This is a genomic window from Variovorax sp. HW608 (assembly GCF_900090195.1).
Lineage (GTDB): Bacteria > Pseudomonadota > Gammaproteobacteria > Burkholderiales > Burkholderiaceae_C > Variovorax.
In genome coordinates this window covers 6,629,077-6,650,824 of record NZ_LT607803.1, presented here as the reverse complement: position 1 = coordinate 6,650,824, position 21,748 = coordinate 6,629,077, and the positions used below count along the sequence as shown (strand labels likewise).

The 21,748-nt window shown below is 64.3% G+C and carries 27 protein-coding genes; 15 read left to right on the top strand and 12 right to left on the bottom strand.

Annotated features, from left to right (window positions below; all coding sequences use genetic code 11):
- Window positions 1-122: 122 nt before the first annotated feature.
- Genes surE through rlmD form a run of 5 tightly spaced genes read left to right on the top strand, consistent with a single transcriptional unit; the run spans window position 123 to window position 5,154 of the window.
- Entirely contained in the window at window positions 123-887 is a 765-nt protein-coding gene (gene surE, locus VAR608DRAFT_RS31500; RefSeq protein ID WP_088957644.1) for a 5'/3'-nucleotidase SurE, read from the top strand.
- Complete coding sequence (locus VAR608DRAFT_RS31495; RefSeq protein WP_088957643.1) at window positions 887-1,660, top strand: protein-L-isoaspartate(D-aspartate) O-methyltransferase; 774 nt, start codon at window positions 887-889, stop codon at window positions 1,658-1,660. Before surE ends, VAR608DRAFT_RS31495 begins: the two co-directional genes overlap by 1 nt.
- Before the next feature lie 11 nt (window positions 1,661-1,671).
- Entirely contained in the window at window positions 1,672-2,622 is a 951-nt protein-coding gene (locus tag VAR608DRAFT_RS31490) for a peptidoglycan DD-metalloendopeptidase family protein (RefSeq protein WP_088957642.1), read from the top strand.
- A 6-nt stretch (window positions 2,623-2,628) separates the two neighbouring features.
- Window positions 2,629-3,675, top strand: a complete 1,047-nt coding sequence (locus VAR608DRAFT_RS31485; RefSeq protein ID WP_231973028.1) for a sigma-70 family RNA polymerase sigma factor — start codon at window positions 2,629-2,631, stop codon at window positions 3,673-3,675.
- 42 nt (window positions 3,676-3,717) lie between these two features.
- Entirely contained in the window at window positions 3,718-5,154 is a 1,437-nt protein-coding gene (gene rlmD, locus VAR608DRAFT_RS31480; RefSeq protein WP_088957641.1) for a 23S rRNA (uracil(1939)-C(5))-methyltransferase RlmD, read from the top strand.
- Between the two features lie 47 nt (window positions 5,155-5,201).
- On the opposite strand, the gene VAR608DRAFT_RS31475 is transcribed toward rlmD, so the two are convergent.
- On the bottom strand, window positions 5,202-5,903 hold the full coding sequence (locus tag VAR608DRAFT_RS31475; protein WP_088957640.1) for a Bax inhibitor-1/YccA family protein: 702 nt from the start codon (window positions 5,901-5,903) through the stop codon (window positions 5,202-5,204).
- 168 nt (window positions 5,904-6,071) lie between these two features.
- Between VAR608DRAFT_RS31475 and VAR608DRAFT_RS31470 the strand changes: the two genes are divergently transcribed.
- On the top strand, window positions 6,072-6,479 hold the full coding sequence (locus VAR608DRAFT_RS31470) for a GlcG/HbpS family heme-binding protein (RefSeq protein WP_088957639.1): 408 nt from the start codon (window positions 6,072-6,074) through the stop codon (window positions 6,477-6,479).
- A gap of 172 nt (window positions 6,480-6,651) precedes the next feature.
- Here the strand turns inward: VAR608DRAFT_RS31470 and hemP are convergent, their stop codons facing one another.
- The 6 genes from hemP to bfr all read right to left on the bottom strand — a co-directional run bounded on the left by hemP (window position 6,652) and on the right by bfr (window position 9,840).
- The gene (hemP, locus tag VAR608DRAFT_RS31465; RefSeq protein WP_088959080.1) at window positions 6,652-6,867 is read right to left on the bottom strand and encodes a hemin uptake protein HemP; all 216 of its coding nucleotides are present in this window, start codon (window positions 6,865-6,867) and stop codon (window positions 6,652-6,654) included.
- Window positions 6,868-6,970: 103 nt separating this feature from the next.
- Entirely contained in the window at window positions 6,971-7,384 is a 414-nt protein-coding gene (locus tag VAR608DRAFT_RS31460; protein WP_088957638.1) for an ExbD/TolR family protein, read from the bottom strand.
- Window positions 7,385-7,389: 5 nt separating this feature from the next.
- On the bottom strand, window positions 7,390-8,103 hold the full coding sequence (locus VAR608DRAFT_RS31455; RefSeq protein ID WP_088957637.1) for a MotA/TolQ/ExbB proton channel family protein: 714 nt from the start codon (window positions 8,101-8,103) through the stop codon (window positions 7,390-7,392).
- Between the two features lie 19 nt (window positions 8,104-8,122).
- Window positions 8,123-8,809, bottom strand: coding sequence for an energy transducer TonB (locus VAR608DRAFT_RS31450; RefSeq protein WP_088959079.1), 687 nt, complete (start codon window positions 8,807-8,809; stop codon window positions 8,123-8,125).
- 98 nt (window positions 8,810-8,907) lie between these two features.
- Window positions 8,908-9,180: a (2Fe-2S)-binding protein gene (locus tag VAR608DRAFT_RS31445; RefSeq protein ID WP_088957636.1), complete on the bottom strand. Its 273-nt coding sequence runs from the start codon at window positions 9,178-9,180 to the stop codon at window positions 8,908-8,910.
- A 183-nt stretch (window positions 9,181-9,363) separates the two neighbouring features.
- Window positions 9,364-9,840 carry a bacterioferritin gene (bfr, locus tag VAR608DRAFT_RS31440; protein WP_088959078.1) on the bottom strand — a complete coding sequence of 159 codons (477 nt, stop codon included), beginning with the start codon at window positions 9,838-9,840 and terminating at the stop codon, window positions 9,364-9,366.
- A gap of 241 nt (window positions 9,841-10,081) precedes the next feature.
- On the opposite strand from bfr, the gene ahpC reads away from it, so the two are divergent.
- Both ahpC and ahpF read left to right on the top strand, forming a co-directional pair.
- Window positions 10,082-10,654, top strand: coding sequence for an alkyl hydroperoxide reductase subunit C (gene ahpC, locus VAR608DRAFT_RS31435; protein WP_088957635.1), 573 nt, complete (start codon window positions 10,082-10,084; stop codon window positions 10,652-10,654).
- Window positions 10,655-10,734: 80 nt separating this feature from the next.
- Window positions 10,735-12,282 carry an alkyl hydroperoxide reductase subunit F gene (gene ahpF / locus VAR608DRAFT_RS31430; protein WP_088957634.1) on the top strand — a complete coding sequence of 516 codons (1,548 nt, stop codon included), beginning with the start codon at window positions 10,735-10,737 and terminating at the stop codon, window positions 12,280-12,282.
- A gap of 123 nt (window positions 12,283-12,405) precedes the next feature.
- On the opposite strand, the gene ppsR is transcribed toward ahpF, so the two are convergent.
- Entirely contained in the window at window positions 12,406-13,227 is an 822-nt protein-coding gene (gene ppsR / locus VAR608DRAFT_RS31425) for a posphoenolpyruvate synthetase regulatory kinase/phosphorylase PpsR (RefSeq protein WP_088957633.1), read from the bottom strand.
- 190 nt (window positions 13,228-13,417) lie between these two features.
- On the opposite strand from ppsR, the gene ppsA reads away from it, so the two are divergent.
- The 7 genes from ppsA to dnaB all read left to right on the top strand — a co-directional run bounded on the left by ppsA (window position 13,418) and on the right by dnaB (window position 19,617).
- Window positions 13,418-15,811 carry a phosphoenolpyruvate synthase gene (gene ppsA / locus VAR608DRAFT_RS31420; protein WP_088959077.1) on the top strand — a complete coding sequence of 798 codons (2,394 nt, stop codon included), beginning with the start codon at window positions 13,418-13,420 and terminating at the stop codon, window positions 15,809-15,811.
- Window positions 15,812-15,981: 170 nt separating this feature from the next.
- Entirely contained in the window at window positions 15,982-16,467 is a 486-nt protein-coding gene (locus tag VAR608DRAFT_RS31415) for a hypothetical protein (protein WP_088957632.1), read from the top strand.
- Window positions 16,468-16,572: 105 nt separating this feature from the next.
- Window positions 16,573-16,947 (top strand): 30S ribosomal protein S6, encoded by a 375-nt coding sequence (rpsF, locus tag VAR608DRAFT_RS31410; RefSeq protein WP_088957631.1) that lies wholly within the window; start codon window positions 16,573-16,575, stop codon window positions 16,945-16,947.
- Window positions 16,948-16,951: 4 nt separating this feature from the next.
- Window positions 16,952-17,254 (top strand): primosomal replication protein N, encoded by a 303-nt coding sequence (priB, locus tag VAR608DRAFT_RS31405; protein ID WP_231973027.1) that lies wholly within the window; start codon window positions 16,952-16,954, stop codon window positions 17,252-17,254.
- 21 nt (window positions 17,255-17,275) lie between these two features.
- Window positions 17,276-17,557 carry a 30S ribosomal protein S18 gene (rpsR, locus tag VAR608DRAFT_RS31400; RefSeq protein ID WP_019655919.1) on the top strand — a complete coding sequence of 94 codons (282 nt, stop codon included), beginning with the start codon at window positions 17,276-17,278 and terminating at the stop codon, window positions 17,555-17,557.
- A gap of 13 nt (window positions 17,558-17,570) precedes the next feature.
- Complete coding sequence (gene rplI, locus VAR608DRAFT_RS31395; RefSeq protein ID WP_088957630.1) at window positions 17,571-18,023, top strand: 50S ribosomal protein L9; 453 nt, start codon at window positions 17,571-17,573, stop codon at window positions 18,021-18,023.
- Window positions 18,024-18,213: 190 nt separating this feature from the next.
- On the top strand, window positions 18,214-19,617 hold the full coding sequence (gene dnaB / locus VAR608DRAFT_RS31390) for a replicative DNA helicase (RefSeq protein WP_088957629.1): 1,404 nt from the start codon (window positions 18,214-18,216) through the stop codon (window positions 19,615-19,617).
- Here the strand turns inward: dnaB and VAR608DRAFT_RS31385 are convergent.
- From VAR608DRAFT_RS31385 to VAR608DRAFT_RS31370, 4 genes are read right to left on the bottom strand one after another with little or no spacing between them, the layout of a single operon-like run.
- Window positions 19,614-20,324, bottom strand: coding sequence for a helix-turn-helix transcriptional regulator (locus tag VAR608DRAFT_RS31385; RefSeq protein WP_088957628.1), 711 nt, complete (start codon window positions 20,322-20,324; stop codon window positions 19,614-19,616). The genes dnaB and VAR608DRAFT_RS31385 overlap by 4 nt on opposite strands.
- 28 nt (window positions 20,325-20,352) lie before the next feature.
- Window positions 20,353-20,802: a GyrI-like domain-containing protein gene (locus VAR608DRAFT_RS31380; protein WP_172843927.1), complete on the bottom strand. Its 450-nt coding sequence runs from the start codon at window positions 20,800-20,802 to the stop codon at window positions 20,353-20,355.
- A 20-nt stretch (window positions 20,803-20,822) separates the two neighbouring features.
- A complete protein-coding gene (locus tag VAR608DRAFT_RS31375) occupies window positions 20,823-21,284 on the bottom strand; it encodes an EVE domain-containing protein (protein ID WP_088957626.1) in 462 nt (153 codons plus the stop codon).
- Between the two features lie 4 nt (window positions 21,285-21,288).
- The gene (locus VAR608DRAFT_RS31370; RefSeq protein ID WP_088957625.1) at window positions 21,289-21,660 is read right to left on the bottom strand and encodes a VOC family protein; all 372 of its coding nucleotides are present in this window, start codon (window positions 21,658-21,660) and stop codon (window positions 21,289-21,291) included.
- Window positions 21,661-21,748 lie beyond the last annotated feature (88 nt).

The following is a 21,748-nucleotide window of genomic DNA, read 5'->3' as shown; positions in this document are numbered from 1 at the left end:
GTCTCCTGTAGATGAGGCGGTGTGATGAAGAAAATGCGGGCCATGATAGGGCTCGCGCGATAACGATGTTGTCCCAGCGGTGACGCACCCGCCGCCTACAATCTTGCGCACTCCCAGACGCCATGAAGATACTCATTTCGAACGACGACGGCTATCAGGCTCCAGGCATCTTGGCGCTGCACGATGCCTTGAAGGATGTGGCCGACGTCGAAGTGGTCGCGCCCGAGCACAACAACAGCGCCAAGTCCAACGCGCTCACGCTGGCGGCGCCGCTCTATGTGCACAACGCGCACAACGGTTTTCGCTATGTCACCGGAACGCCCGCCGATTGCGTGCACATCGCGCTGAAGGGCTTGCTCGACTACCGGCCCGACCTCGTGGTCTCGGGCATCAACAACGGCGCCAACATGGGCGACGACACGATCTACTCGGGCACAGTCGGCGCGGCCATGGAGGCCTATCTGTTCGGCATCCCGGCCATTGCCTTTTCCCAGATCGAAAAGGGCTGGGCGCACATCGATGCGGCCGCGCGCGCGGCAAGAAGACTCGTGCAGCAGATCGAACGCGAGCAGATGATCGGCGGCCCGGCCTTCCTGCTCAACGTCAACATCCCGAATCTGCCGTTCGAAGAATTGAAGCCGGTCAAGGTCTGCAGGCTCGGCCGTCGTCATGCCGCCGAGAAAGTGATCACGCAGGACAGCCCGCGCGGCGAAACCATGTACTGGATCGCCGGCGCCGGTGGCGCGAAGGACAGCGGCGAGGGCACGGACTTCCATGCGACGGCAGCGGGCCACGTTGCGTTGACGCCATTGCAGATCGACCTGACCGACCATGCCCATCTGGGCCACTGGCGGGACACGGTGGCTCGGCTCGGCGAGTCTTCCTGATGGCCGGCCAACGTCCCGGATTTCCGGCGCGGCTGACGACGGGCGCGCCTGCGGCAACCCGCGGGCGGACACCCGCTGTTCCCGCAAGACCCGCGGTGCATGCGACCCCGTCCATGGCATCCGATGCCGTGCGCGCGCGCATGGTGCAGCGTCTGGCGGCGCAAGGGATCGTCGATGCGCGTGTGCTGCGTGCGATGGGCACGGTCGAGCGACACATGTTCGTCGACAGCGCGCTGGTCAATCAGGCCTATGAAGACACCAGCCTGCCGATCGGGTTGGGCCAGACCATCTCGAAGCCCAGCGTGGTCGCGCGCATGATCGAGCTGCTGCTCGGCGCGCCTTCGCTTTCGAACAAGCCGGGAGATCGGCTGGGCCGCGTTCTCGAGATCGGCACGGGCTGCGGCTACCAGGCCGCGGTACTGAGCCATGTCGCGACCGAGGTCTACAGCATCGAGCGTCTGCGGGGTCTTCACGAACGTGCGCGCGCGAACCTTCGGCCGTTTCGTCTTGCGACCGTCCACCTCTTGCTGGGCGACGGCATGGTGGGCTATGCGAAGGGCGCGCCGTACGCCGGCATCATTGCCGCGGCAGGCGGCGAAGCGGTGCCGGAAGCCTGGATCGCCCAGCTGGCAGTCGGCGGCAGAATCGTCGCGCCGACCCAGTCATCGAGCGGTGGACAAGCCCTCGTCGTCATCGACAAGACCGCGCGTGGAACGGAGCGCCGCGTTCTTGAGGCGGTTCACTTTGTCCCCCTAAAATCGGGAATTGCTTGAAGGAAGAACACATGCAGGGTATTGGCAATCGGGGCTGGCTTGCCGGCATGGCGCTGGTGGTTACGCTCGTGATTGTGGGATGTTCAACGCCGAGCGGTCCGGTGCCCGTCGAAGACCGCGGCACCATGACGCGGGGGCCGGCTGCAGGCACGACAAGCGTGCCCCCAGCGATCGGTGTCCCTCCGATCACGACCGATCCATCAGGCAAGCCTTTGCCTGGCATCGAGAACTACGGCAAGCCTGGCTACTACGCGGTACGACCCGGCGACACGATTCGCCGCATCGGTGCGGAGACGGGCCAGAGCTGGCAGAACATCGCGAAGTGGAACAACCTCGACAATCCTGACCTCATCGAAGTCGGACAGGTCCTGCGCGTGATCCCGCCTGTGGGTGCGGCGACGGCGTCGGCACCGCCGGCTGCGTCGACCATCGACGCATCGGGCGCGGCGACGCGACCGGTGACGCAGCCGATCGTCTCGCCGGCCACCGCAGCGGCCGCGTCGTCGGCCAATGGCACCACCAATGGCACCGCCAAGCCGCCCGTGCCGGTGACCGCATCGCCGACGCCGCCGGCGGCGTCTGCATCGGGCGACGAGGACGTGGGCTGGATCTGGCCTGCGCAAGGCACCTTGATCGCGGGCTTCGATGAAGCCAAGAACAAGGGCCTCGACATCAGCGGCAAGGCCGGCGATTCGGTGCTCGCAGCCGCCGATGGTCGTGTGGTTTATGCGGGCGCGGGCTTGAGGGGCTACGGCAACCTCATCATCCTGAAGCACAACAACACCTACCTGACCGCTTATGCGCACAACCGTTTGCTGCTGGTCAAGGAGGACCAGTCCGTGCAGAAGGGCCAGAAGATCGCCGAGATGGGCAACAGCGACGCGGATCGCGTCAAGCTGCACTTCGAAATCCGCCGTCAGGGCAAGCCGGTCGACCCGGCGCGCTACCTGCCGCCACGCTAGCGTGCCATGGCCAACGCCCGCCCTTATCGCACTCCGGTCGTGCGGCGAGCGGCGGGCAACGGCGGGACGTCGGCATTCGAATCGGCGCACGCTGCCGAATCCGAACTCACGAAGGCCCATGATTCGATCGATGGCGCCGCGGGCGACGGGCAAGACGCGACGAACCTGCGCAGCGCCATTGCGGTTGATCTGTCCGGTGAAAGCGGCGATTCGCTGACGCTCTACCTGCGCGAGATTCGCCGGACCGAGCTTTTCACCCCCGAAGAAGAATATCGAACCGCCTGTGCCGCGCGCAATGGCGACTTCGCCGCGCGGCAATCGATGATCGAGCACAACCTTCGTCTCGTCGTCAACATCGCCAAGGGCTATCTGGGCCGTGGTGTACCGATGGCGGATCTGATCGAGGAAGGCAATCTGGGCCTGATGCATGCGATCAACAAGTTCGAGCCGGAGCGGGGCTTTCGCTTCTCCACTTACGCGACCTGGTGGATCCGGCAATCGATCGAGCGCGCCGCGATGATGCAGGCGCGTGCGATTCGCCTGCCGGTCCATGTGGTGCGCGAGCTTCAGCAGGTGATGCGTGCGCGCCGCACGCTGGAGGGCGACCCCGAGTTCGTCGCCCGGCGGCCCGACGGCATCCGCGTCGAGGACGTCGCCGCGCTGCTCGGCCGCGAGGTCCAGGAAGTGGCCGATCTCATGGCGCTGGCCGAGGCGCCGCGTTCGCTGGATGCCGGAAGCGAACGTGGTGAAGACAGCTTCACGCTCGCCGACACGGTGGCCTCGGACGACGAGGGCGGCGACCCCACCGGCGTCGCGCAGACGCACGAGATCGAGCGGCTTCTCGATCAATGGATCCTCGTTCTCACGGAGCGCGAGCGCGAGGTGCTCGAAGGACGCTACGGCCTGCATGACCGCGACCCGGAAACGCTTGAAGTCCTGAGTGTCCGTCTCGGCCTGACGCGCGAGCGCGTGCGGCAGATCCAGAACGAGGCGCTCGCCAAGATGCGGCGGCAGTTGGCGCGTGCCGGCGTTCAGCGCGACGCGCTGTTGTGAGCCTCCCGCGGGGGCGGCGGCGGCGCCTGAGACAATCGGGGCATGAAGGATTCGAAAGCGAAGAACGAGGAGCAGCAGCGCTCCGGCGATGAATGGCTGCAGGTCGAATCGCTCGACCTCGACGCGCAAGGCGTGGGTCACAAGGCCGATGGAATGGTGGTGTTCGTGGAAGGCGCATTGCCTTTCGAAGAGGTGCAGTTCAATGTGCACCGCAAGAAGAACAACTGGGAGCAGGGGACGGTGACGAAGATCGGCCGCGAGTCGTCCCAGCGCGTGCGGCCCGGCTGCCCGCATTTCGGCTTGCACCCCGGTGCGTGCGGCGGCTGCAAGATGCAGCACCTCGAGGCGGGCGCCCAGGTGGCCGTGAAGCAGCGTGCGCTGGAAGACAACCTCTGGCACCTCGGCAAGGTCCGGCCGGACAACATCCTGCGTCCGCTCGAAGGGCCCTCGTGGCACTACCGCTATCGTGCGCGTCTTTCGGTGCGCCACGTGGTGAAGAAGGGCACGGTGCTCATCGGCTTCCACGAGCGCAAGAGCCGCTATCTGGCGGACATGAAGGTGTGCCCCGTGCTGCCGCGGCAGGTCAGCGACATGCTGATGCCGCTGCGTGAGCTCATCGGCTCATTGGATGCGCGCGATACCTGTCCGCAGATCGAACTCGCTTGCGGTGACGCGGCGGACGGGCTCGGGCTGGGCGTGATCGCGCTCGTGCTGCGGCATCTGGAGCCGCTTTCCGGCGCGGACATCGATCGCCTGAAGGCATTCGCGGCAGAGCACGAGGGCGTTCAATGGTGGCTCCAAGCCAAGGGACCGGACTCCGTCAAGCTGCTGGAGGAGGGCGGACCGGCACTGGCCTACGAGCTGCCCGAGTTCGGCGTCAGGATGCCGTTCAAGCCGACCGATTTCACGCAGGTCAATCCGCACATCAATCGAGTCCTGGTCAGCCGTGCGCTCCGGCTGCTCGATGTCCAGCGGGACGAGCGTGTCATCGACTGGTTCTGCGGACTGGGCAACTTCACCTTGCCGTTGGCGACCCGGGCGCGCGAAGTGCTCGGCATCGAAGGCAGCGATACGCTGGTGGCTCGCGCGACCGAGAATCTCGAGCGGAATCGTCCCGCGACGGCAGTTCGGCGTGCACTGGCTGCAACACGCTTCGTCGCGCGCAATCTCTTCGAGATGACGCCCGAGATGCTCGTGGCCGATGGCCCTGCGGAAAAATGGCTGGTCGATCCGCCGCGCGAGGGCGCGTTCGCGCTGGCGAAGGCGCTGGCGGACCTGCATCAGCAGCCCGAGTCGAGAGGGAAGAACTGGGTGCCGCCGAAGCGCATCGTCTACGTGAGCTGCAATCCATCGACCCTGGCCAGGGATGCGGGCTTGCTCGTCCACCAGGCGGGGTATCGGTGCACGCTCGCGGGGGTGGTCAACATGTTCCCGCACACCGCGCACGTGGAGTCGATCGCGGTCTTCGACCTGGCATGAGAAAAGGGTCCGCGAGGACCCTTTTTCGTGAGCCGGGGCGCTTGGCTTCAGTCGCGTTCGCCGCCGAACACACCCAAGAGCGCCAGGAGGCTCTGGAACACGTTGAAAAGATCCAGGTAGAGCGCCAGCGTGGCGCTGATGTAGTTGGTCTCGCCGCCGTCGATGATCTGCTTGAGGTCGTACAGCATGTACACCGAGAAGATGCCGATCGCCGCCACCGAAATAGCGAGCATGCCGGCGGTCGAGCCGACGAACACGTTGATGATGGCGCCGATCATCAGCACCATCGCGCCGACGAACAGCCACTTGGCCATGCCGGACAGGTCGCGCTTGATGACCGTTGCCAGCGAGGCCATCACGAAGAACACGCCGGCGGTGCCGCCGAATGCGGTCATGACGAGCTCGGCCCCGTTCCTGAAGCCGAGCACGGCCGCGATCAGGCGCGAGAGCATCAGGCCCATGAAGAAGGTGAAGCCCAAAAGGACCGGAACGCCGGCGCCCGAGTTCTTGGTCTTCTCGATCGCGAACATGAAGCCGAAGGCGCCCCCGAGGAACACCATCATCCCGAGGCCGCCCGTGAGCGAACGGGTGATGCCCGTGGCAACGCCGAGCCATGCGCCCAGGACGGTGGGAAGCAGGCTCAGGGCGAGCAGCCAGTAGGTGTTGCGCAGGACGCGCTGGCGATCCGCCTGGGTCAGTGTCTGGCCGTAGCCGACGGAGGGGGCGAGAGTGTTGACAGGGTCGTTCATTGCTGAAGCTCCACAAAATGTGCTGCACCGCTGCAGTTGGGGCGAATTCTAGGGCGCGACAAGAGGCGGAAAGAACAAATACCTGGATTCGAATGGTCTTAGCGCGCCGCCTGCCCGATCCGGTGCGGGCGCTATGCTCCAAGGTTACGCAACTTTCCCGGACGACCCATGAAAACCAAGTCTTTCCTCGAACTCGCCGATGTCAAGGCCATCGCCGCGGCAGCCGAAGCCGAAGCCGTCAAGAACAACTGGGCAGTGACCATCGCGATCGCTGACGACGGCGGCAACCTGCTGTGGCTGCAGCGGCTCGACGGCGCCGCGCCGCTTTCATCCCACATCGCGCCCGCCAAGGCCCATACCGCGGCCATGGGTCGCCGCGAAAGCAAGACCTACGAGGACATGATCAACGGGGGGCGGACGTCCTTCCTCACGGCGCCGGGCGTCCAGGGATTGCTCGAAGGCGGTGTGCCGATCGTGAAGGACGGGAATGTCATCGGTGCCGTCGGCGTGAGCGGCGTCAAGTCCAACGAGGACGCGCAGATCGCTCGAGCAGGCATCGCAGCGCTCGGGCTCTGATCGATCGACAAAAACCAAAAACGCCGACCTGGGTCGGCGTTTTTCATTGCGGCGTCATGGTGGAAAAAGTGCATGGCTAGTCGGCGAACCGTTGGCTAGCAAAAAACGACCCTTGGAGATGGCCTCCTCGAGTCGCCCCACGATGAAACTTGCGCGAGGGGCGGGCTGAGCCTTATTTGGTCAGGATCAGCTTGCCGAGCTTGGTGGCCTGCAGGCGGTAGAGCGAACCGTTGTGGATGATGCCGACGGCCTTGTTGCCCTTGAGGAGTTCGGCGCTCTCGACGAGAGGGGCCGGGCGCGCCGCTGCATCGCCCGGAGCACGACCGCCGCCGGAGTGGTCCAGCGAAGGATGGTTCAGGACGGAAAAGGCATTGGGCGTGGCTTGCATCTTGAGAATCCCGTTGATCGAAGCGATGTGCAAATGATAATGATTCGCAATTAAAAGTCAATCGCCGCGATAGTTTTTTTGCGCGCATCTTTCCGACGCCGACTTACTTCGGCTCGGGCTCGGTCACGAAACCGATCTTGCGCACGCCTGCTTCGCGCGCGGCCGACATGGCCTGGGCGATGCGCTCGTAGCGCACGGCCTTGTCGCCTCGGATATGCAGTTCGGGCTGGGGATCCTTGGCGCCCTCGGCGGCCATGCGCGACTTCATCTCCGAATCGTCGATCTTCTGGTCGTTCCAGTAGTAGCTGCCGTCGGCAGTCACCGTGAACAGGATGTTCTGCGGCTTGGTCTGCTCCGGCTCGCTGCTCGCGCGCGGCAGGTCGATGTTCACTGCGTGCTTCATCACCGGCACGGTGATGATGAAGATGATCAGGAGGACCAGCATGACGTCGACCAGCGGCGTCATGTTGATCTCGTTCATGACCTCATCGGGTTCGTCCTGGGTTCCGAAGGCCATGGTGATCAGCCTTTCTTGAGCGGAACAACCGTGGCTTCGCCACTGCTCTGGACGCGGGCGCCGGTGACGAAGTAGGCATGCAGGTCATGGGCGAAGCTGTTGAGCTTGGTCAGGATGAACTTGTTGCCGCGGACCAGGGCGTTGTAGCCGAGCACGGCAGGGATGGCGACGGCAAGACCCAGCGCGGTCATGATCAGCGCCTCGCCGATCGGACCGGCGACCTTGTCGATCGTGGCCTGGCCGGCGGAGCCGATGCTCATCAGCGCGTGATAGATGCCCCACACCGTGCCGAAGAGCCCGATGAACGGTGCCGTCGAGCCCACCGACGCCAGCACGGCGAGGCCGGTCTGCAGACGCGCGGTGAATTCGTCGATCCCGTTGCGCAGTGCGCGCGTGATCCAGTCGCTCACATCGAGCGCATCATGCAGATGCGCCTTGGTGTTGCGATGGTGCGCAGCGGCCTCGCGGCCTTCCAGCGCGAGTGCGCGGAACGGATTGGCGTCGTCCCTTCCCAATTTGTTGAGCGCGGTGGCGAAATCTTCGCTGTGCCAGAAGTCCTGCGAATGCTTGGCGAGGCGCTTGTACTTGATGACATCGAGCGCCTTGATCAGGATGACCATCCAGGAGGCGAGCGACATGCCGATCAGCAGCAGTGCCACGGCCCGGGTCACGAAGTCACCTTGATGCCAGATATTCACCAGGCCGAATTGGGAATCCATACGAAGCTACTCCAGAGAATTAGTTGAGAACCCAGTTGATCGGGACATTGAACTCCATCGGCTCGACGACGCCATTGCGCTTGCCTGGCACGTAGCGCCAGCCCATGACCGCCTGGCGCGCGGCCTCGTCCAGCCGTTCGTAGCCGCTCGATCGAAAGATGCTTGCCTCCTTGGGCAGACCGTCCACACCGATCAGGACGCGCACGATCGTCTTGCCTTGCTCACCGAGCCGCCTGCTCATCGCGGGGTAGGCGGGCTTCGGGTTCTGCAGGTAGTCTGCGCTGCTCGAAGGCAATTGAACAGAAGGCGGTGCGGGCGGTGCCGGCGCGGGAGCGGGCGGCTCCGGCGGCGCAGGTGCCGCGATGGGGGCCGGTGGCGGAGGCGCCTCGAGGCTGCCGGTCGGCGCGTTGGGCGCGGGTTTCGGCTCGCGAATCGCCTGCGGCCGAGGCGGCGGCGGTGTCTTGGTGATCTGCCGCTTGGGTTCCGGCGGGGGCGGCGGCGGTGGTGGCGGTTCCTTGGGCTTCGGGGGTTCGACCAACTCGCTCAGGATCTCGACCGGAATCACCACCTCCGCGGCACGGCGCAGGAGCCCGCTTTGCAGCGCCCACAGGGCGGCGACATGCAGCAGCACCACGCTGCCCGCAATGACGACATTGCGCGAGAGCCCGAAAGCCGATGGGGGAGCCGAAAAGCGGTCAGACACGATGAGCCATTGGAGTGCGAGCCCCTTTGGAGGTGCCCGTCGCGGCAAAACCGCTACGAGTCACTTGCGAAAGATCCACCAGACCGAACTGGCGACGAAGATCAGACTGCCGCCGAGGGCCGCGAAGAGTTCCATGCCTTGCTTTCCTTGATGGAATTGGCAAGCTGGATCGCCGCGGGCCCGGTGTCGCGATGGAGTGCCGCGATCGGATGGGAGGCGCTGCATTGAGCAACGACTTCGCGTGCGCAACTCTCGCATTGGCCGCATTGGGTGGCAACGCCGAGTTCAAACTGCACTTCGTCGAAGGTCATGCCGGCTCGCACATGGCGTGCGATTTCACGGTCGGAGACTCGGCGGCATACGCAAACGATCATGGCCTGAAAGCGACTGGCTGGCTGTGTTGAAGAGGACTCGATTATAAATACGAATTCTTCGCATTTGCAATAACTATCGCCCCAGCAGGGTGGCCTGGGTGGGCGTCTTGCGATGCCAGTCGTCGAGCACCTTGAGGAGGGCCCCCGGCTGCAGCCGGCCGGGACGCGAGGTGATCGGGATGTTTACCCGATCTCACCCATCTGCGATTGCAGATAGTTCTGCAAGCCGACCTTGCCGAGCAGGTCGATCTGGGTCTCGAGGAAGTCGATGTGCTCTTCGGTGTCGTCCAGGATTTCCTGCAGGATGTCGCGCGACACGTAGTCACGAACCGACTCGCAGTGCGCAATGCCGGCCTTGATCGTCGCTTGCGCCCCCATTTCCGACTTGAGGTCGCACTCGAGGATCTCTGGGACGTCTTCACCGATGTTGAGCTTGGCCAGGTCCTGGAGATTCGGGAGCCCGTCGAGCATGAAGATGCGATCCATCAGCTTGTCCGCATGCTTCATTTCGCCGATGGATTCCTCGTATTCCTTCTTCGCAAGCCTGTCGAGGCCCCAGTGCTTGAGCATCCGGTAGTGGAGGAAGTACTGGTTGATCGCGGTCAGTTCGTTCTTGAGTTGAGCCTGCAGATGGTCGATGACTTGTGGGTCGCCCTTCATGGTCTTTTCCTTGTTCTTGAAACGGTCGATTGTGAACGTGTTCCGGCAGGCTGCAAGCAATCCCATGCCCGGGCGATCTGCATGAGTTTGAGGGTGATAGGCGTTCGCATTCGGGCCCGCCGGCAGCGCTCCCGTGCATAGGGGCACCCAATACTTTTGATAGGATTGAACTATCGATGACAGCGTATTGGTAGTTATACTAGTGGCTCGCCTTTTTCATTAGCCAACTAGGAACTCATCAATGTCCCTGATCAATACCGAAGTCGTCCCGTTCAAGGCCACCGCCTATCACAACGGCAAGTTCGTGCCCGTCTCCCAGGAGAGCTTCAAGGGCAAGTGGTCTGTTGTCGTGTTCTACCCGGCTGACTTCACCTTCGTGTGCCCGACCGAACTCGGCGACCTCGCTGACAACTACGCCGAATTCCAGAAGCTGGGCGTCGAGATCTACGGTGTGTCGACCGACACGCACTTCACGCACAAGGCGTGGCACGACACCTCGGAAACCATCGCCAAGGTCAAGTACCCGCTCGTCGGCGACCCGAGCCAGCAACTCGCGCGTGCCTTCCAGGTCCTGATCGAAGAGGGCGAAGACGCCGGCCTCGCCTACCGCGGCACCTTCGTGATCGACCCGAGCGGCAAGATCAAGACGATCGAAGTGCACGACAACGGCATCGGTCGCGACGCTGCCGAACTCCTGCGCCGCGTGAAGGCTGCGCAGTACGTTGCGGCCCACCCGGGCGAAGTCTGCCCCGCCAAGTGGACGGAAGGCGCCGAGACGCTCAAGCCTTCGTTCGACCTGGTCGGCAAGATCTAAGCCGTCTTTCCGCGCCGTGGCCCGGGCGCGCGAGCTCCCGGGCCTTTTTGTTCCCGTTTGCATTCAAGAAGTGAGTCCACATGCTCGACGCAGGTACCAAATCGCAACTCAAAAGCTATCTCGATCGGATCACGCAGCCGGTCGAAATCGTCGCATCGCTCGACGACAGCAAGGCCTCGAGCGATCTCCAGGCGCTGCTGAAGGATGTGGCGGAATCGTCTTCCCTCGTCAAGGTGGTCGAGAGCCGCGGCGACAACCAACGCAAGCCGTCCTTTTCGATCAATCGCCCGAGCGAAAACCACGGCCCGCGCTTCGCCGGGCTGCCGATGGGGCATGAATTCACCTCGCTCGTGCTGGCGCTGCTGCAGGTCGGCGGCTATCCGCCCAAGGTCGAGGAAGCGGTGCTGGAGCAGATCCGCGCCCTCGATGGCGATTTCGAATTCGAGATCTATATCTCCCTGACCTGCCACAACTGCCCGGACGTGGTGCAGGCGCTGAACCTGATGGCGGTCCAGAACCCGCGCATCAAGACGACGATGATCGACGGCTCGTTGTTCCAGGACGAGGTCAAGGAGCGCCAGGTCATGGCGGTGCCGACGGTGTTCCTCAACGGCACCGAATTCGGCCAGGGCCGCATGACGCTGGAGGAAATCCTCGCCAAGCTCGACTCGAGCGGCGTGGAGCGCGAGGCGAAGAAGATCGCCGCGAAGGACCCATTCGACGTCCTCATCGTCGGGGGCGGGCCTGCGGGCGCGGCGGCTGCCGTGTACGCGGCGCGCAAGGGCATCCGCACCGGCGTGGCCTCCGAGCGTTTCGGCGGCCAGGTGCTCGACACCATGGGCATCGAGAACTTCATCTCGATCAGGGAAACCGAAGGTCCCAAGTTCGCGCTCGCGTTGGAAGAGCACGTGCGCGACTACGACGTGGACATCATGAATCTGCAGCGCGCCGCGGCGCTGGTGCCGTCCGGGGATCTGATCGAGGTCAAGCTGGAGAGCGGTGCCTCCCTCAAGAGCCGATCAGTGGTGATCTCGACCGGCGCGCGCTGGCGCAACATCAATGTGCCGGGCGAGCAGGAGTACAAGAACAAGGGCGTCGCCTACTGTCCGCACTGCGACGGTCCGCTGTTCAAGGGCAAGCGCGTTGCGGTGATTGGCGGCGGCAACTCGGGCGTCGAAGCGGCGATCGACCTCGCCGGCATCGTGGGTCACGTCACGCTGATCGAATTCGACAAGCAACTGCGCGCCGACGCGGTGCTGCAGCGCAAGCTGCACAGCCTCGCGAACGTCACGGTCATCACCCATGCGCAGACGACCGAAATCACCGGCGACACGCAGAAGGTCAACGGCCTGACCTACAAGGACCGCGCGAGCGGCGAAAGCCATCGGGTGGCGCTGGAAGGCGTGTTCATCCAGATCGGGCTCGTGCCGAACACCGATTGGCTCAAGGGCACGGTCGAGCTGTCGAAGCACGGCGAAATCATCGTCGACGCACGCGGCCAGACCTCGGTCCCCGGCGTGTTCGCGGCGGGGGATGCCACGACGGTCCCGTTCAAGCAGATCATCATCGCGGCCGGCGAGGGCGCGAAGGCGGCGCTGAGCGCCTTCGATCACCTGATTCGCACTTGACTTGTTGGGCCGGCGCGGCCAGGCCCGTTGGTGAAACACCGCGGAACCGGCTTTGCCGGGCCGCTGGTGTTGCCCCCGGTAGGGGGTGCCCGAGCCACACGAAGTGGGCGAGGCTGGGGCGAGCTAATATGTCAGGCGTTCCGGCCGCAATTCCTGCAGGATCGTTGTGGCGATTTCTTCGATCGACTTGGTGGTGGTCGAGAGCCAGCGGATGCCGGCGCGCCGCATCATGGCCTCGGCCTCGCTGACCTCGTGCCGGCAGTTCTCGATGCTGGCATAGCGGGAATTCGGCCGGCGCTCGTTGCGGATCTCGGCCAGGCGCTCCGGCTGGATCGTGAGGCCGAAGATCTTCTTGCGGTGCGGCAGCAGCGCGGGCGGCAACTGCCGGCGATCGAAGTCTTCCGGGATCAGCGGGTAGTTGGCGGCCTTCAGCCCGTGCTGCATTGCGAGGTAGAGCGAGGTGGGCGTCTTGCCGCTGCGGCTCACGCCGACCAGGATGACGTCGGCGTTTTCGAGGTCGCGGTTGCTCTGGCCATCGTCATGCGCGAGGCTGAAATCGATCGCCTGGATGCGCTCGTTGTATTCCTTGCTCTTGCTCACGTCGCTGAAGCGGCCGATCCGGTGGTTCGACTTCATCGCCAGCTCGATCTCCAGCGGCCGCACGAAGGTGCCGAACATGTCGAGCAGCATCCCCTTGCACTCGGTTTCGATCACCTCGAGCACTTCCATGTTGGCCAGCGTCGTGAAGACGATGGGGCGAACCCCTTCCAGTTCGGCGGTGTGGTTGATCCGCCGGACCGCCTGGTGCGCCTTGTCGACGGTGTCGGTGAACGGCAGCCTCACATGACGCGGCTTCATCTCGAATTGAGCCAGGACGGCGTTGCCGAAGGTCTCGGCGGTGATGCCGGTCCCGTCGGAGACGAAGAAAACGGTGCGCGTGTGCATGATCGGTGGGCCTTGTCCAGAACCGCGCGCCGGTCCCGGCACGCCTACAATTCGGCCCATTATCGGGAATGCCAGCAATCGTTCCCCGCCCGAATCCCTCCCATGCATCCGTCCCAGCGCCCAGAGCAACAAAAATGATCGCGTTGTGTCGCCTGCATGCAGCATCAGTTTCAACTTCTGGAGCTTTCCCATGTCTGCACTCTTCGAAGCGACCGCCCTGGTCGTACCGTTCGAAAACCTGAGGATGACCGACGTCGAGTCGGTCGGCGGCAAGAACGCCAGCCTCGGCGAAATGATTTCCCAGCTGCCGCAGGGCGTGCGGGTCCCGACGGGCTTCGCAACCACCGCCCATGCCTTCCGTCAGTTCCTGGCGCATGGCGGCCTGGCCGACAAGATCAGCGCGCGCCTGGCAAAGCTGGACACCGAGGACGTGCGCGCGCTCGCCGCAGCCGGCGCCGAGATCCGCGCCATGGTCGAGGCCCAGCCTTTCCCGGCCGATCTGCAGAAGGCGATCGAATCCGCATTCGCAACCCTTTCGGCCGGCAATCCGCAGGCCAGCTTCGCCGTCCGCTCGTCGGCCACGGCGGAAGATCTGCCGGATGCCTCTTTCGCCGGCCAGCAGGAAACCTTCCTGAACGTGGTCGGCATCGAGGACGTCCTTCACAAGATGAAGGAGGTCTTCGCGTCCCTCTACAACGACCGTGCGATCAGCTACCGGGTGCACAAGGGGTTCGCGCACGACGTGGTGGCGCTGTCGGCCGGCGTCCAGCGCATGGTCCGCAGCGATCTCGGTGCCGCCGGCGTCATGTTCACCATCGACACCGAATCGGGCTTCGAGGACGTGGTGTTCATCACCTCGAGCTACGGCCTGGGTGAAACGGTGGTGCAGGGCGCGGTCAATCCCGACGAGTTCTACGTCCACAAGCCGACCCTGCGCGCCGGCAAGCGCGCGGTGATCCGCCGCAATCTCGGCTCGAAGCTGATCCAGATGGAATTCGCCACGGCAGCCGAAAAGGCGGCCACCGGCAAGCTGGTCAAGACCACCGACGTTCCGGCCGAGCAGCGCAACCGCTACTCGCTGAGCGACGCCGACGTCGAGCAGCTCGCCAGGTACGCGCTGGTGATCGAGCAGCACTACGGGCGCCCGATGGACATCGAGTGGGGCAAGGACGGCACCGACGGCCAGCTCTACATCCTGCAGGCCCGTCCGGAGACCGTGAAGAGCCAGCAGTTCGGCAAGGCGGAGCAGCGCTACAAGCTGCTCGCCAAGGGCGCCGTGCTGGCCGAGGGCCGCGCCATCGGCCAGAAGATCGGGACCGGCCCGGTCCGCCTGGTCCACAACATCAGCGAAATGGACAAGGTGCAGCCCGGCGACGTGCTCGTCACCGACATGACCGACCCGAACTGGGAGCCGGTGATGAAGCGCGCTTCGGCCATCGTCACCAATCGTGGCGGGCGCACCTGCCACGCGGCGATCATCGCGCGCGAACTGGGGATTCCCGCGGTGGTGGGATGCGGCCACGCGACCGACCTGCTGAAGGACGGCACGCTCGTGACCGTGAGCTGCGCCGAGGGCGACACCGGCTTCATCTACGACGGGCTGCTCGAGACCGAGGTGACCGAGGTCCAGCGCGGCGAGATGCCGCCGGTCGACGTCAAGGTCATGATGAACGTCGGCAATCCCCAACTGGCGTTCGACTTTGCCCAACTGCCGAACCAGGGCGTCGGGCTGGCCCGCCTCGAATTCATCATCAACAACAACATCGGGGTGCACCCGAAGGCCATCCTCGACTACCCGAACGTCGATGCCGACCTCAAGAAGGCGGTCGAATCGGTGGCGCGCGGCCACGCCTCGCCGCGTGCGTTCTACGTCGACAAGGTGGCCGAAGGCATCGCGACCATCGCGGCGGCGTTCTGGCCCAAGCCGGTGATCGTGCGGCTTTCCGACTTCAAGTCCAACGAATACCGCAAGCTGATCGGCGGCAGCCGCTACGAGCCCGAGGAAGAAAACCCGATGCTCGGCTTCCGCGGCGCTGCGCGCTATCTCAGCGCCGAATTCGGCGAGGCCTTTGCCATGGAGTGTGAAGCGCTCAAGCGCGTGCGGGGCGAAATGGGCCTCACGAACGTCCAGATCATGGTGCCCTTCGTTCGCACGCTCGGGCAGGCCGAGCGCGTGACCGGTCTCCTGGCCGAGCACGGCCTGAAGCGCGGCGAGAACGAGCTCAAGCTGATCATGATGTGCGAGGTGCCGAGCAATGCGGTGCTGCCGGACGAGTTCCTGAAGCACTTCGACGGCTTCTCGATCGGCTCCAACGACCTGACCCAGCTCACACTCGGACTGGACCGCGATTCGGGCCTGGAACTGCTCGCTGCGGACTTCGACGAGCGCGATCCGGCCGTGAAGGCGCTGCTCGGCCGCGTCATCAAGGCCTGCAAGTCGCAGGGCAAGTACGTCGGCATCTGCGGGCAGGGGCCCAGCGACCATCCCGACTTCGCTCTCTGGCTGGCGGAGCAGGGCATCGAGTCGATCTCGCTCAATCCGGACAGCGTGATCGACACCTGGACGCAGCTCGCTACGCGCTGATCCGGGCTCCAGCGTTGCGCGGCGGGCGACTGTCATCGCCGCGCAACGACTTCTGTCACACGAAACGCCGTAATCCCCGTGTCAGCTTGATGTATTTGCAACCAGATGCATCTTTGGTGTCAAACTTCTGATTCCAAAGGGGTGCTCCCCCGTCTGGCGTCGAGGACAGCATGATTCTTATCAAGACAGAAACCGGGCACCGGGTGCTCAAGGACCGGTCGGTGCGGCTCACGCCGCGCCAGCGGTCTGCATTCATCCTTTTCGACGGTCGTCGCTCGGTGAACGAGGTGATCGAGTCGGGAATGGGCATCGTCCCCGAGGACATCGATCAGCTTGTGGAGCTTGGACTGCTGGAGCCGATCGTTTCGGAGCTGCCTGCATCGAGTCCGGCGCGCCCCGACGCTCCTGCTTCTCATCCGACGCCAGTGGCCGCAACCCAGCCGCCGTCCGGCCGTTCATCGCAGCAGCGTTACAAGGACGCCTATCCCATCGCGACGCAACTCACGGCAAGTCTCGGCCTGCGCGGATTCAGGCTCAACCTGGCCGTCGAGGGGACGTCGACCTTCGAGCAACTCCACGAGCTGCTTCCGAAAATCCAGTCCGCTGTCGGTCCCGACAAGGCAGCCGCACTGGAGCGCGCCCTCGTCGGTGACTGAGCGTATATCTCTCTCTCTGCTATAATTTCCGGCTTTGCCTTGCCACACTGCAACTGACGCTGCAGGTGGCTTTATCCCTTCTACGGAAGATCCACAAGGAGTGCCATGCGTCACTACGAAATCATTTTGCTGATCCACCCGGATCAAAGCGAGCAAGTTCCGGCCATGCTGGAGCGCTACAAGGGCATGATCACCGCCGGCGGCGGCAAGATCCACCGCGTCGAAGACTGGGGTCGCCGTCAACTGGCCTACCAGATCAACAAGCTCAACAAGGCGCACTACCTGTGCGTGAACATCGAAGCCGAGCAAGCCGTGATGGCCGAACTCGAGCATGCGTTCAAGTTCAACGACGCCGTTCTGCGCCACCTGACCGTGGTCAAGAAGAAGGCCGAGACCGGCCCTTCGTCGATGATGAAGACGGTCGAGCGCGAAGAGGCTCGCAAGGCCCAGCAGGCCGAGTACGCTGCCAGCAACAACTGATGGTGTGAGTGCCGTCGCAGTCAATCAGCTCGTGCTGACTGCCTGCGTCGCCGAACTCGGAGCCCTGCGTTTCACGCCCGCCGGCCTGCCTGCAGTCGACGCCCGACTCGAACATGAGTCCACGATCGTCGAAGCAGGCCAATCAAGGCAGGTGAAGGCGGCCATCAAGGCCGTGGCGTTCGGTGCGGTCGCAGAGCGGCTGGCAAGGCAGGCACTGGGGAGCCTCTGGCGATTTCAGGGCTTCCTCGCCACTCCGGGGAACGGCAAGCATCCGGTTCTGCACATCCAGGATTTTCAGCAAGATTAATTTTCGAAAGAGGTCCACCAAATGGCCACGTTCAAGAAATTCAACAAGGACAAGCGTCCGAAGCGCAACACCCAGTCGCTGCTGTTCAAGCGCAAGCGCTTCTGCCGCTTCACCGTCGCCGGCGTTGAGGAGATCGACTACAAGGACGTCGACACCCTGCGCGATTTCATCAGCGAAAACGGCAAGATCATCCCCGCGCGCCTGACCGGCACGCGCGCCATCTACCAGCGTCAGCTGAACACCGCGATCAAGCGTGCGCGCTTCCTCGCACTGGTGCCCTACAGCGACCAACACCGCGTCTAAGGAGCCGGACACCATGCAAGTCATTCTTCTGGACAAGGTCGTCAACCTCGGCGTTCTCGGCGAGATCGTCAAGGTCAAGGACGGTTACGCCCGCAACTACCTGATCCCTTCGGGCCGCGCTCGTCGCGCAACGGAAGCCGCCAAGGCCGAATTCGAAGCCAAGCGCGCCGAACTCGAGAAGGCCGCTGCTGGCAAGCTGGCGGAAGCTCAAGCCCAGGCCGAAAAGCTCGCCGGCACCGCCGTCAAGCTGACGCAAAAGGCCGGAGTCGATGGCCGTCTGTTCGGTTCGGTGACGAACCACGACGTTGCCGACGAACTGAACAAGCTCGGCTACAAGGTCGCCAAGTCGCAAGTTCGCATGCCCAACGGCCCAATCAAGGTTGTTGGCGACAGCACGGTGAGCGTTGCGCTGCACACCGACGTGGTCGTCGAAATCAACGTCACGGTCTACGGCGAAAGCGCCTAAGCCGTCGGCAAGGATCAAGCAAGGTCGCTGGCGCGACCTTGTCCCAGCGAGCCGCCTTCGGGCGGCTTTTGTTTTCTCGCGCGGCCGTGTTGTCCCGCTTCGTTCACCGGAAGATCACCGAATATTCACAGCCTTGTCCACGTGACGCCGCCCGTCGCGCGGCTTAGCATGCAGGGTTGCAAGGAGCTCCATGTCCGCCGTCTTTTCCTACGCCGATAACGACCCCTCGAACGATCGCCAGATCGCGCAGCTGCGCATTCCACCGCATTCGATCGAGGCTGAATCGAGCGTCCTTGGCGGACTTCTTCTGGACAACGGCGCGTGGGACCGGATGGGTGACGTCGTCGTCGACAGCGACTTCTACCGTCACGAGCACAAGCTGATCTACGCCGCCATCGGCACGCTGATCAATGCCAGCAAGCCGGCCGACGTGATCACGGTCTACGAGCAATTGCAGAACCTCGGGAAGGCCGAGGAAGTCGGCGGCCTCGGCTACCTCAATTCGCTTGCCCAATATGTGCCGAGCGCAAGCAACATCCGGCGCTACGCCGAGATCGTCCGCGAGCGATCGATCCTGCGCAAGCTCGTGGCCGCGAGCGATGAGATCGCGACCAATGCCTTCAACACGCAGGGCAAGGCGGTCGACAAGATCCTGGACGAGGCCGAACAGAAGATCTTCAACATCGGCGAAGAAGGCACGCGCATGAAGCAGGGCTTCCAGGCCATGGATGCCCTGGTGGTCGAACTGCTCGATCGCGTGACGGAGATGGCCGAGAACCCGAACGACATCACCGGCGTGCGAACGGGCTTCTACGAGTTCGACAAGATGACCTCGGGGCTGCAGCCGGGCGACATGATCGTGCTGGCAGCGCGTCCGTCGATGGGGAAGACCTCGCTCGCCATCAACATCGCCGAGCACGTGGCTCTCAACGAGGGCCTGCCCGTCGCTGTGTTCTCCATGGAAATGGGCGCGTCGCAGCTGGCGGTCCGTATCGTCGGTTCGATCGGCCGCATCGACCAGGGCCACCTGCGAACCGGCAAGCTCACCGACGACGAGTGGCCCCGGCTCACCGAAGCCATCGAAAAGCTGCGCAATGTTTCGCTGCACATCGACGAGACACCGGGCCTGACCACCAGCGAGCTGCGCGCCAATGCCAGGCGGCTTGCGCGGCAATACGGCAAGCTGGGCCTGATCGTGGTCGACTACCTGCAGCTCATGAGCGTGTCGAGCAGCATGACCGACGAGAACCGCGCCACGGCCGTGGGCGAAATCTCGCGCGGCCTGAAGATGCTGGCCAAGGAGCTCAAGTGCCCGGTGATCGCGCTGTCGCAGTTGAGCCGCGGCGTCGAAAGCCGTACCGACAAGCGCCCGATGATGAGCGATCTGCGCGAATCCGGCGCGATCGAGCAGGACGCCGACCTCATCATGTTCATCTACCGCGACGACTACTACAACAAGGACAGCAAGGAGCCTGGCGTTGCGGAAGTGATCATCAGCAAGCATCGGAACGGGCCGACCGGGACGGTCAAGCTGGCGTTCCTGAAGCCGCTCACCAAGTTCGAGAATCTCGCCATGGGCGGCGACGACTTCTAGCTCTCATTCGCCGGCCTGGCTTTTTGCGAATTCGCCTGCAGGCGCCTGAGCATGTCCGCCAGCGTCTTGCCGGCCTCGTCGCGAAAGCGCTCCGGCAGCACCTCGATCTGGTCGATGCGGTCGAGCCTGAAGGCGCGAAAGTCTTTCCGCAGTTCGCACCAGGCGGAAAAGGTCCAGACCTTTCCCCAGTAGAAGCATCCGAGTGGCCGCACGGTGCGCTGCGTCGGTGCGCTGACAACGTCGTGGTAGTCCATTCGCACCTTGTGTCGAGATTGCACCGCTTCCCGCAAGATCTTGAGGCGTGTGCGCGTGCCATCGTCGAGCACGTAGGCCGGCGCATAGAGCGCGAGGCTCTCGGCGGACATGCGCGCCGCCGGCGGCAGCACGGACAGGATCTTTCCGAGTGCGGATTCCATGTCCCGCGCCATGGCGGCGTCGACCCAGCTCTGCGCAAGCCGCGCCGCCGCCACCAGTGCCGCGGCCTCGTCCTGCGTGAACATGAGCGGTGGAAGGTCGAAGCCCGAACCCAGGCGATAGCCCACGCCGGCTTCGCCATCGACCGGGACGCCCTGGAGCTGAAGATCGGCGATGTCGCGGTAGACGGTCCGCTCGGAAACCTCCAGGCGTTGCGCGAGGAAGGCCGCAGTCGTGAGCCGTCGTCCGCGAATGATCTGGACGATCTGGAAGAGGCGGTCGGCGCGGCGCATCCGGGGAGCTTAACGCTGCCAGGATCGTCTACAGGACCCCGATGTGGATCGCCACCTCATTCGGCCCGCTGTAGGCCTCGAAGTCGCTGCGGTAGCAGCGCCGGATCTCGGGATGCGCTTCGAAGTAGGCCCAGATCGTGTCCCAGAGGTCGATCACCATCCGGGGCATCTCGCCCCTGGCGCTGAAGACCAGGTAGTTGCCACCCTCGATGCGCACGCTGGCCGGGCCGTCCGCGACCGCCACGCCGGTCGTGATGTCGAAGGCCCCGTGGGCGTCGGTCTCGTAGTCCGAGTAGACGCCGAAGAGCCGCATGTCGTCGACCCGGTGCGGCGTTTTCTCGTAGACCCGCTCGTCGAAGAAGCGATCCCACAGAGTGCCGATGCGGGCGGCCCGGGAATCGCTCTCGTCGCGATTGGTGGTGCGCGCGGTGAGCCCCGCGACGCGGAAGGCTTCGAGGCGCCGGAGTTGCGGTTGCATGGTGTTCTCCGTCATCGGATTCAAAGGTCGAGGCCTTGTCGATCGGCCTTCATGGCCGCGGCGATCAGGCCGAAATCGTGGTCGTTGACTTCGTGCAGGCCGAAGCGGAACTTCGCGCCCCAGTGCCGCGGATCGTCGACGAAATCGAACTGTTCGATCAGCGGCAGGATCGGCACCTCCCGGGCCGCGGCGTAGCGGACGTCGCGCCGCCACGGAACGAAGCCATTGCCCATGTCGGCCTCATAGGGCTGGTCTCCGTGCACCACGCCGATCGACACGAAGCTCTGCAGCCTGTCGGCGCGGCCCAGGGTGGTGGTCGGCGCGTAGTAGGCCACGCGGTCGCCGGCCTTGATGCGCTTGAGCGGCGCCAGCTTTCCGTGGCCGACCTGCATGAAGCCGCCCTCCGGATTGTCGCGGCCGCGGCGGGCATGCTCCGCATTGGCGACCGCGATCCAGTTCCTGGGTGGAGTGGTGGCACTCATGGCGTCAGGCCAGGGCGTGCAGCCCGACTTCGTTGCCTTCGGTATCGCGCAGCACGGCAAAAAAGCCCATGTCGGCCGGCAGCGCCGTCTTCGGGGTCACGGTCTGGCCACCGGCCGCGGTCACGCGCGACAACGCGGCGTCGATGCTCGGCATGCAGTCGAGGTAGATCCGCACGCCGCTGCCGGCCGCGGCAGCGCGCGGGCCGCCGGCCATCAGGCAGCCGCCGGTGGCCGGCTCGTCATAGGGAAAGATCGCCATCGCGGCGTCGCCCAGGTCCTCGCGCTTCAGCGCGCGGCCGAGCACCTTCTCGTAGAAGGCTTGGGCCCGTTCCAAGTTGGCGACGGGGATTTCGAACCAGTTGATGGTGGTGGCCATGGAGTGCTTCCTCGGTGCGTTGTGAGAAGCCTCCATGCTGCGCCCAGCCTGCTGACAACGTAGTGTCAGCAGGCTTCAGCAGGGCGAG

What these genes read in the sequence shown, in the direction of transcription:
- VAR608DRAFT_RS31455 (WP_088957637.1), bottom strand. Translation starts at nt 8,103, where the DNA reads ATGGATTCCCAATTCGGCCTGGTGAATATCTGGCATCAAGGTGACTTC.
- VAR608DRAFT_RS31470 (WP_088957639.1), top strand. Translation starts at nt 6,072, where the DNA reads ATGAAAACCAAGTCTTTCCTCGAACTCGCCGATGTCAAGGCCATCGCC.
- VAR608DRAFT_RS31445 (WP_088957636.1), bottom strand. Translation starts at nt 9,180, where the DNA reads ATGATCGTTTGCGTATGCCGCCGAGTCTCCGACCGTGAAATCGCACGC.
- VAR608DRAFT_RS31490 (WP_088957642.1), top strand. Translation starts at nt 1,672, where the DNA reads ATGCAGGGTATTGGCAATCGGGGCTGGCTTGCCGGCATGGCGCTGGTG.
- rplI (WP_088957630.1), top strand. Translation starts at nt 17,571, where the DNA reads ATGCAAGTCATTCTTCTGGACAAGGTCGTCAACCTCGGCGTTCTCGGC.
- ppsR (WP_088957633.1), bottom strand. Translation starts at nt 13,227, where the DNA reads ATGCACACGCGCACCGTTTTCTTCGTCTCCGACGGGACCGGCATCACC.
- ahpC (WP_088957635.1), top strand. Translation starts at nt 10,082, where the DNA reads ATGTCCCTGATCAATACCGAAGTCGTCCCGTTCAAGGCCACCGCCTAT.
- hemP (WP_088959080.1), bottom strand. Translation starts at nt 6,867, where the DNA reads ATGCAAGCCACGCCCAATGCCTTTTCCGTCCTGAACCATCCTTCGCTG.
- VAR608DRAFT_RS31380 (WP_172843927.1), bottom strand. Translation starts at nt 20,802, where the DNA reads ATGCAACCGCAACTCCGGCGCCTCGAAGCCTTCCGCGTCGCGGGGCTC.
- VAR608DRAFT_RS31460 (WP_088957638.1), bottom strand. Translation starts at nt 7,384, where the DNA reads ATGGCCTTCGGAACCCAGGACGAACCCGATGAGGTCATGAACGAGATC.
- rpsR (WP_019655919.1), top strand. Translation starts at nt 17,276, where the DNA reads ATGGCCACGTTCAAGAAATTCAACAAGGACAAGCGTCCGAAGCGCAAC.
- rpsF (WP_088957631.1), top strand. Translation starts at nt 16,573, where the DNA reads ATGCGTCACTACGAAATCATTTTGCTGATCCACCCGGATCAAAGCGAG.
- rlmD (WP_088957641.1), top strand. Translation starts at nt 3,718, where the DNA reads ATGAAGGATTCGAAAGCGAAGAACGAGGAGCAGCAGCGCTCCGGCGAT.
- VAR608DRAFT_RS31485 (WP_231973028.1), top strand. Translation starts at nt 2,629, where the DNA reads ATGGCCAACGCCCGCCCTTATCGCACTCCGGTCGTGCGGCGAGCGGCG.
- bfr (WP_088959078.1), bottom strand. Translation starts at nt 9,840, where the DNA reads ATGAAGGGCGACCCACAAGTCATCGACCATCTGCAGGCTCAACTCAAG.
- VAR608DRAFT_RS31385 (WP_088957628.1), bottom strand. Translation starts at nt 20,324, where the DNA reads ATGCGCCGCGCCGACCGCCTCTTCCAGATCGTCCAGATCATTCGCGGA.
- VAR608DRAFT_RS31375 (WP_088957626.1), bottom strand. Translation starts at nt 21,284, where the DNA reads ATGAGTGCCACCACTCCACCCAGGAACTGGATCGCGGTCGCCAATGCG.
- ppsA (WP_088959077.1), top strand. Translation starts at nt 13,418, where the DNA reads ATGTCTGCACTCTTCGAAGCGACCGCCCTGGTCGTACCGTTCGAAAAC.
- dnaB (WP_088957629.1), top strand. Translation starts at nt 18,214, where the DNA reads ATGTCCGCCGTCTTTTCCTACGCCGATAACGACCCCTCGAACGATCGC.
- VAR608DRAFT_RS31495 (WP_088957643.1), top strand. Translation starts at nt 887, where the DNA reads ATGGCCGGCCAACGTCCCGGATTTCCGGCGCGGCTGACGACGGGCGCG.
- VAR608DRAFT_RS31475 (WP_088957640.1), bottom strand. Translation starts at nt 5,903, where the DNA reads ATGAACGACCCTGTCAACACTCTCGCCCCCTCCGTCGGCTACGGCCAG.
- ahpF (WP_088957634.1), top strand. Translation starts at nt 10,735, where the DNA reads ATGCTCGACGCAGGTACCAAATCGCAACTCAAAAGCTATCTCGATCGG.
- VAR608DRAFT_RS31370 (WP_088957625.1), bottom strand. Translation starts at nt 21,660, where the DNA reads ATGGCCACCACCATCAACTGGTTCGAAATCCCCGTCGCCAACTTGGAA.
- VAR608DRAFT_RS31415 (WP_088957632.1), top strand. Translation starts at nt 15,982, where the DNA reads ATGATTCTTATCAAGACAGAAACCGGGCACCGGGTGCTCAAGGACCGG.
- surE (WP_088957644.1), top strand. Translation starts at nt 123, where the DNA reads ATGAAGATACTCATTTCGAACGACGACGGCTATCAGGCTCCAGGCATC.